This window comes from Paenibacillus oleatilyticus, assembly GCF_018998565.1.
GTDB classification, from domain to species: domain Bacteria; phylum Bacillota; class Bacilli; order Paenibacillales; family NBRC-103111; genus Paenibacillus_G; species Paenibacillus_G oleatilyticus.
The window spans coordinates 1-389 of the sequence record NZ_JAHNZO010000126.1; the positions used below are offsets into that span (position 1 = coordinate 1).

Sequence of the window (389 nt, forward strand, 5' to 3'; positions counted from 1 at the left end):
GGGCAAAAGCGTTGCCGAACTGCGTGAGCGCATCCAGCTCGACTTTACCCCGCAAGGCCTGGGCAACCAGGCGGCGATCGAGCGCGCCATCGAGTACTTTTTGAAAGACAGCCTGTCGGTGCACCACCCGCAGTGCGTGGCGCACCTGCACTGCCCGAGCCTGGTGATTAGCCAGGCCGCTGAAGTGCTGATCAACGCCACCAACCAGAGCATGGACTCCTGGGATCAGAGCCCGTCGGCCACGCTGATCGAAATGAAGCTGATCGAGTGGCTGCGCGCCCAGGTCGGTTACCAGCCCGGCGACGCCGGGGTGTTCACCAGCGGCGGCACCCAGAGCAACCTGATGGGGCTGATGCTGGCGCGCGATGCATTCTTCGCGCTTCAGGGCC

At 64.5% G+C, this 389-nt stretch carries 1 protein-coding gene; it reads left to right on the top strand.

Features of this window, described 5'->3' with window-relative positions; translation table 11 throughout:
* Nucleotides 1–389 (top strand): pyridoxal-dependent decarboxylase (locus KQX66_RS38920; RefSeq protein ID WP_253957679.1); only part of this gene is annotated, 389 nt, incomplete at both ends.